1 pseudogene is annotated in these 457 nt (G+C 74.0%); it reads left to right on the top strand.

The features are described from left to right. A pseudogene (locus tag V2J85_RS40650) lies at positions 1–423 on the top strand (hypothetical protein); the annotation flags it as partial. Between the last annotated feature and the right edge of the window lie 34 nt (positions 424–457).

Genomic DNA, 457 nt, shown 5'->3' on the forward strand with positions numbered 1-457 from the left:
TTCACCGACCTTCCGGAGCTGCCGGAGATCGCGGAGTTCCCCGAGGACTCCCCCGAGCTGGCCGCGGCCCGCCGCCGCCACCCCTCGCACCCGGACTTCGTCCCCGTACAGACGCCGGTGGTCACCGACCACGAGCGCACCGTGAGCCGGCTGGAGGAGCTGGCCGACCTGGCCACCGAGCTCACCGACGTGCGGCCGGGCCCGCTGGGGACGCTCGATGTGTACGTGTTCGCCGACGGCACCACGCTCTGTATGACCCCCGGCCACCGTGAGACGGCCGAACGGCTCGCGGACGCGCTGCGGGCGGGCCGGCAGCCGGTGCTGCTGGGCGGTTCGGGCGTCTCGGGCGCCTACGCCCTGACCTTCTCCTGCGGCGAGGAGAACGTCTACATCCTCGCGGACCGGGTCATCGCCTCGTTCTGACCGGACACCATGCCCCCCCGGGCGCGGGCCCGGC

It is taken from the genome of Streptomyces bugieae (genome assembly GCF_036352915.1).
Lineage (GTDB): Bacteria > Actinomycetota > Actinomycetes > Streptomycetales > Streptomycetaceae > Streptomyces > Streptomyces endophytica.